General features: G+C 61.6%; 6 protein-coding genes. All 6 read right to left on the reverse strand.

The window, feature by feature from the left end; translation table 11 throughout:
- Nucleotides 1-125 precede the first annotated feature (125 nt).
- The 6 genes from ACE04F_RS10810 to ACE04F_RS10835 all read right to left on the reverse strand — a co-directional run bounded on the left by ACE04F_RS10810 (nt 126) and on the right by ACE04F_RS10835 (nt 6,693).
- Nucleotides 126-950: an SDR family oxidoreductase gene (locus ACE04F_RS10810; RefSeq protein ID WP_486106560.1), complete on the reverse strand. Its 825-nt coding sequence runs from the start codon at nt 948-950 to the stop codon at nt 126-128.
- Nucleotides 951-980: 30 nt separating this feature from the next.
- Nucleotides 981-1,445 (reverse strand): multidrug transporter, encoded by a 465-nt coding sequence (locus ACE04F_RS10815; RefSeq protein WP_486106562.1) that lies wholly within the window; start codon nt 1,443-1,445, stop codon nt 981-983.
- 217 nt (nt 1,446-1,662) lie between these two features.
- On the reverse strand, nt 1,663-3,114 hold the full coding sequence (locus tag ACE04F_RS10820; RefSeq protein ID WP_486106564.1) for a mannose-1-phosphate guanylyltransferase/mannose-6-phosphate isomerase: 1,452 nt from the start codon (nt 3,112-3,114) through the stop codon (nt 1,663-1,665).
- A gap of 146 nt (nt 3,115-3,260) precedes the next feature.
- Complete coding sequence (locus ACE04F_RS10825) at nt 3,261-3,926, reverse strand: alginate O-acetyltransferase AlgF (protein ID WP_305496612.1); 666 nt, start codon at nt 3,924-3,926, stop codon at nt 3,261-3,263.
- A gap of 14 nt (nt 3,927-3,940) precedes the next feature.
- Nucleotides 3,941-5,116 carry an alginate O-acetyltransferase gene (locus tag ACE04F_RS10830; protein WP_486106566.1) on the reverse strand — a complete coding sequence of 392 codons (1,176 nt, stop codon included), beginning with the start codon at nt 5,114-5,116 and terminating at the stop codon, nt 3,941-3,943.
- Between the two features lie 11 nt (nt 5,117-5,127).
- Nucleotides 5,128-6,693, reverse strand: coding sequence for an MBOAT family O-acyltransferase (locus ACE04F_RS10835; RefSeq protein WP_434625921.1), 1,566 nt, complete (start codon nt 6,691-6,693; stop codon nt 5,128-5,130).
- Nucleotides 6,694-6,751: the final 58 nt, after the last annotated feature.

Here is a 6,751-nt window from a genome sequence, read left to right on the forward strand (position 1 = left end):
GAAGCCGCCCCAAACCAGTCACTGCGGTGCGTCAGGTAAACCGCATCAGCCGGGTTGCGACTGCTGCGCAGCCGAGCGGGACCCCCCCCCCCCCCCACAACGGCAAAGCTTGCAAGCCTTGATAGTTACAACGACCGACCCAACCCGAACCGCTTCATCAAGCCTTTCTCCAGCAACCCCTTGGGTAACAGACCTGCCATCAGCGGCAATGCCCGGCTGCCGTTGCCCAGGCGCAGCAGGCGCGGTGGTTTGGGTTGTTGCACGGCTTTGAGCAGTGCGGCGGCGAATTCGCTGGTGGGGGTGGGGTTGTCCTGGGAGGCCTTGGCGCGGGCGCGGATGCCGTCGCGCAGGGGCCACCAGGGCGATTGTTCGCTGATCAACTGCTCGGCTTCATGGCCGGCATTTTTCGCGAAGCTGGAAGCAATGGCACCGGGCTGGACCTCCATCACGCGGATCCCGAACGGCGCCAGTTCCATGCGCAGCGCATCGCTCAAGGCATGCACCGCTGCCTTGGAGGCACAATAGGCCCCGGCAAACGGCGTGACCAGCACACCGGAAACGCTGCCGATGTTCACCACCAGCCCCTTTGCCCGGCGCAGCACGGGATAGAGCGCGCGGGTCACGCCGACGATGGCGAACACGTTGGTTTCGAACTGGCGCTGCATGGCCGGCACGCCGCCATCCAGCAGCGGGCCCATGGCGCCATAACCGGCATTGTTGACCAGCACATCGAGGCCGCCATGCTCCTGGTTGATCCGCTCGCCGAGCTGTTCCAGCGCCTGAGCGTCATTGACATCCAGTTGTACCGCGGTGAACCCGGCGGCGCGCAACTGCGCCACGTCGGCGTCTTTGCGCGCGCTGGCCCAGACCTGGTAACCGGCGGCCTTGAAGGCGTCGGCGAGGGCGCGGCCGATGCCGCTGGAACATCCGGTGATCAACGCAACGGGCATGGCGCTTTCCTTGTGCAAAAAATGGGCGGGTCAGTTGGCGAAACTACCTTGCAGTCGCTCGGCACGAAACTCCAGGGTTTGCGCGCGGTAGCCGGGGCGCAACGGCGGTATCGGCAGGCAGTCCTGCCAGTCGGCGCCGGGTTGCAATTCGCCGGGGCCGCGGTAGCGCGGTGAGCTGTACTGGTTGTCCGCCAGGTTGATGGTATCGCCGGGGGCATAGGCTGCGATTCGCCAGCGCAGTTCGGTCAGGGGCACGTCGTTGCCGTTGCGCATTTTCAGCAACAGCGGGCGATCGGCCGGGCACTGCTCGGGGGCGAAGGTAATCCCCAGATCCAGATGCGCCAGTTGCCGGGTTTCCCGGCTCTCTTCCCAGAGCACCCACGCCGCTACCAACCCCAACCCGACAAAAGCCGCCAGGGACACCGGCAAGGCCTTCGCCGGGTAGCGCAACAGCAGGATGAGCCAGGTGATGACCAACAAGACGCCGATAAGCATGGTTGAAGCCTCCGTGACCGTCGGCACATCCTACCGAAGGGGGCGGGCCATGGGTATTGCTCCCCCTGGTTGGGTCACCGAACGCTCAGGAAAAAGCCCCCGCCCAACCCGCTGCGGATAGGGGACGCAGTGGGCTGGACGGGGGCTTCTTGTACGACTGATCTTTTGTTGCCGATCGTTACTGCTGATCGTTGCTACTGGTTGTTGCTACTGGTCGTTATTGCGCGATGGTCTTCACCGACACGCCGCGCTCGATCGGGGTGGAGCGACCGTAGATGTCTTCGAAGCGCTCGATGTCGTCTTCGCCCAGGTAGCTACCGGACTGCACTTCGATGATTTCCAGCGGGATCTTGCCCGGGTTGCGCAGGCGGTGGACCGACGCGATCGGGATGTAGGTCGACTGGTTTTCGGTGAGCAGGAACACGTTCTCGTCGCAGGTCACTTCGGCGGTGCCGCTGACCACGATCCAGTGTTCGGCGCGGTGGTGATGCATCTGCAGCGACAGGCACGCGCCCGGCTTGACCGAGATGTGCTTGACCTGGAAACGACCGCCCATGTCCACCGAGTCGTAGGAACCCCATGGACGATAGACTTCGCAGTGGTTCTGGGTTTCGGTACGGCCCTGGGCATTGAGGGTGTTGACCATCTGCTTCACGCCTTGGACCTTGTCCTTGTGGGCGATCATCATGGCGTCCTTGGTTTCGACCACGACGATGTTGTCCAGGCCGATCACCGACACCAGCTTGCCGTTGCCGTGGATCATGCAGTTGCGGCTGTCCTGGACCACGACGTCGCCCTTGGTGACGTTGCCGTTGGCGTCCTTCGGATTGACTTCCCACAGCGACGACCAGCAGCCGACATCGCTCCAGCCAGCCGACAGCGGCACTACGCAGGCGCGCTGGGTTTTTTCCATCACGGCGTAGTCGATGGAGTTGTCCGGGCAGCAGGCGAAAGTGGCTTCGTCAAAAGTGATGGTGTCGGCGGTCTGCTCGCTGCGCTCCAGGGTCAGCAGGCAAGTGTCGTAGATGTCCGGATCGTGCTTTTTCAGCTCTTCGAGGAAGCGGCTGGCGCGGAACAGGAACATGCCGCTGTTCCAGAAATAACCGCCGGCTTGGACGAACTCGGTGGCGCGCTTGACGTCGGGTTTTTCGACGAAGTGCGAAACGCGGCTGACGCCTTCAGGCAGCAGGGCATCGTTGGTCGACTTGATGTAGCCATAACCGGTTTCCGGTTTGGTCGCCGGTACACCGAACAGCACCATTTCGCCGCGCTCGGCGGCCACGGTGGCCAGCGCGAGGGCGCGTTGCAGAGCCTTCTGGTCCTCGACGACGTGGTCGGCCGGCAGCACCAGCATCAGCTCGTCGCGACCTTCATTGACCAGCATCATCGCAGTCAGGGCCACGGCCGGTGCGGTGTTGCGACCGAACGGTTCCATCAGGATGCGCTGGGCTTCCAGGTTGCGGGCCGACAGCTGCTCGTTGACGATGAAACGGTGGTCCTTGTTGCAGACCACGATCGGCGTGTCCATGCCTTCGAACACCAGGCGCTCGAGGGTCTGCTGGAACAGCGTGTGTTCGCCGGTCAGGGCCAGGAACTGTTTAGGGAATTGCTTGCGCGAAAGCGGCCAAAGACGTGAGCCGCTACCACCTGACAAGATCACCGGAATCATGTGTGTTACTCCTACAAAATCGAAATGGTTTCAGAGCTACTGCGTTCTGTCGTTTCACTCTCTTGTTGTTGTTCCGTGCCTGAATGACGCCTTTAAAGTGGGAGCAGGTTGGCTCCCACAGGCAGGGCATCAGCCAGGAAAACTCATCAGCGGGTCGATACCGGGCGTTTCACCCAGACTGGCGACAGGCTGCTGCCGGAGCCGGTTACGTACAGCACGGCTGCTTCGCCGCGCTCCAGGGCAACAGGCTTGACGTCGCCGACTTTCTTGTCGCCTTCGTACAGGGCCAGGCTCACTTTCACCGGGTTGATTTCACGTTCGCCACGGCCCTTGGCCGCTACGTTCGGAACCACTTCGGTCTTGCCATCAGCGGTCTTGAGGGTCAGCGGCTTGTCGCTGAGGTTCTGCACGCGGACCAGGGATTTCTGCTTGTTCTTGAACGGTGGCTCTTCGATCAGTTGTGGCTGGCCGCTGGCGTTGTTGACCAGGGTGTAATAGTGATCGGAGGCCAGTTTAACCGGTACGGTCTGGCTGCCCACCTTGGCGCTGTAGTCGCCGCCAGGCATGAAGCTGAAGTCGCTGCTGGCCAGCGGGGCCACGTCGCTGATATTGGTGCTGCCGACGGTGGCGCTGACTTCGGCGTTGCTGGCGTTATAGATCCGCACGAAGCTCGAACCTTTTGGCGCGACCGGGCCGTACAGGGCTGAGTCACCGGCAAAAGCTGAGAAGGACAGGGCACTCATGCTGGCGACCAGGGCAACGGCCTTGAAGGAGCGAGCAGCGAGACGGCGAGGAGTAGTGTTGAAAGTCATGGTGGACCTCTCTTTCAGTTTTGCGCCCGATCGGGCGTCTCGGATTGTGTGTTTGCAGCTACGTTCTGCTGGCGGGCGCCGGCTTGCTTGAGTTCGGCGACCCATTGCGGATCGGCGTCGCCGATCTCGTTGTTCACGGGCAGATAACGTTCAGGAAACTCCCAGATCAGCACTTGTGGCGGGCTGTTCTTGAAGGCGTCGCTCTTGAGGTAGCTGAGCATCGGCAGAATCGGGCCGTGGCCGTCTTCGGCGTAGTTGACGACATCGCTGTGCAGGGCTTGCTTGAGTGCACCGACGAAGTTCCAGTTCGGGTTGGCGCTGTAGCTGGTACCGATCAGGGCCACGGGCACCTGGGCATCGGCAAACAGCGCGTCTTCGCTGGCCGACTGGTCGTCGGCTTCGCGGGTGTTGCGCTTGACCAGCGGTTCCTGGGCTGGCATCAGGTTTTCGAACAGCGGATCCAGCGGCAGGAACTGACGCAGGTCGCCCTTGTGGATGATTTTTTCCGCAGGCTCTGTGACGAAACGCTGTGGCTCACCATTCAGTGGTGTGCGTTCGGCAATCGCTTTGGCCAGATGTTCCGCAGCGATTTGCGCGCCTTCCGGAGTCCAGTGGGTGTCGGTGCGCAGGAACACTTGCTGACCGCTTTGCTTGGCCTGTTGCAGCGGGCCAAGCAGATCAGGGGCAAGGATCTTGTCCGCCGCGATACGGGCGTGGAAATCCTGGTACAGGTTGGCGTGAATGCTCGAAGGCTTCACTTCACCCAGGTGCTCCGGATACAGCCGCGCCTTGGCCGGCACGATGGCCATGACCAGGGTAATGCCTTGCTCCTTGAGCTTCTGGCGCACGCCTTCGATCAGGGCGTAGTTGCCTTGCAGGTTCTGGTCTTCGTTGACGATCGGATTGAATTCCTCGTCGCTGAACAGCCACTGATCGCGGCCCAGGACCACGCCTTTGCGGCCCTCGTTGAACAGCTTGTAGTCCAGCGCCGCCCAGATGTTGGTGCCCAGGCGTTTGATCGGGAATTCTTCGTCGTAATGCGTTTCCACGGCTTTCGCCCAGCGACCGTTGAGCACGGTCGCATCGGGGTTGGTGCTGAAGCCGAGGAAGCTGCGCATCGACCAGATACCTAGCGCTGTCAGTATCAGCATGAACAGTGCAACGTAGAAGATGCGTAATGAGCGGGTCATGTTCAGATCCCTCAGAACTGGAAGTAAAGGAACGGCGAGAAGCTTTGCGCCGACAGTTTGAGAATCGAGGCGATGAACAGCACCAATACCAGGGTGCGCATCACGTAGCGCGACCAGTCCACGGTCCAGTAGGCCGGTTGCACCTGGGCTTCGACGCCGACGGTGTAGCCTGGTTCATGGATGGTCGACGGGTTGTCGCCCGGTACGGCTTTGATCAGTCCCGGTTGCGCGGTGGCAGGCCCATTGGCTTCGGTGCTTTCTTCAGGCTTGGCCTTGACCGGCGGACGGTTGGTGTAGAAGTCGCGCAGGCCGAAGAAGGCGAGGGTGATGTAGGCCACCGCCAACGTAGCGATCTGCAAGCCGGTGAGGTTGGCGCGGGTCAGTTCCGACAGCGACCAGTCACCGAAGCTGAACATCGCGCTGTACATGCGACCGGCGACGTGCAGGTTTTCGGCACGGAAGATCACCCAGCCCATCACCACCAGCAGGAAGGTCAGTGCCCAGCGGATCGGGTTGATGCTGCGTGGGTTGGTGTCGATACCCACCGCTTTTTCGATAGCCAGCCACATGCCGTGCCAGGCACCCCAGATCACGTAGGTGATGTTCGCGCCGTGCCACAGACCACCGAGCAGCATGGTCAGGAACAGGTTGCGATAGGTCATCAGCGTGCCTTTGCGGTTACCGCCCAGGGTGATGTAGAGGTAGTCGCGCAGCCAGGTCGACAGGCTGATGTGCCAGCGCCGCCAGAACTCGGTGATCGACTGGCTGATGTAGGGCTGCTTGAAGTTTTCCATGAAGCGGAAACCCATCATCAGGCCCAGGCCGATGGCCATGTCGCTGTAGCCGGAGAAGTCGAAGTACAGCTGCGCGGTGTACGCCAGGGCGCCAAGCCAGGCGTCGCCGGTGGTCGGGTTCTCCAAGGCAAAGCAATGGTCGGCCACCACCGCCAGGGTGTCGGCGATGAACACTTTCTTGATGAAGCCCTGCATGAAGCGCGTGCAGCCTTCGGAGAACTTGTCCAGCGTGTGGGTACGATTGTTGAACTGATCGGCCAGGTCACGGAAACGCAGCACGGGGCCGGCGATCAGGTGCGGGAAGATCGCCACGAATGCCGCGAAGTCGATCAGGTTGCGAGTGGCCGGGGTGTCACCGCGATACACGTCGATGATGTAGCTGATGGACTCGAAGATGTAGAACGAGATACCGATCGGCAACAGTACGTGGGTCAGGATGAACGGGTTCAGCCCGAAGCCGGTGATGATCGCGTTGAGGCTGTCGACACCGAAGTTGGCGTACTTGAAATAGCCCAGGATGGCCAGGTCCACGCCCACGCCGAGCAGCAACCAGCGTTGGGCCGGCTTGGTGCGCACGCCGGCGGCGCCGACTTTCAGGCCGATCCAGTAGTTCCACAGGGTGACGCCGGCGAACAGGGCGAGGAAGTCCACCCGCCACCAGGCATAGAACACGTAGCTGGCGATCAGCAGCAGCAGGTTGCGATAGCGTTGCCCGCTCAGGTAGTACAAGCCGAGAAAGATCGGCAGGAACAGGAACAGGAACACATTGGATGAAAATACCATCCCGATCTCTCCATGTTGAATCAACAGTCAAGGGCCAGAGCCCCCCCAAACCCCCCCA

It is taken from the genome of Pseudomonas sp. AGC41 (assembly GCF_057334555.1).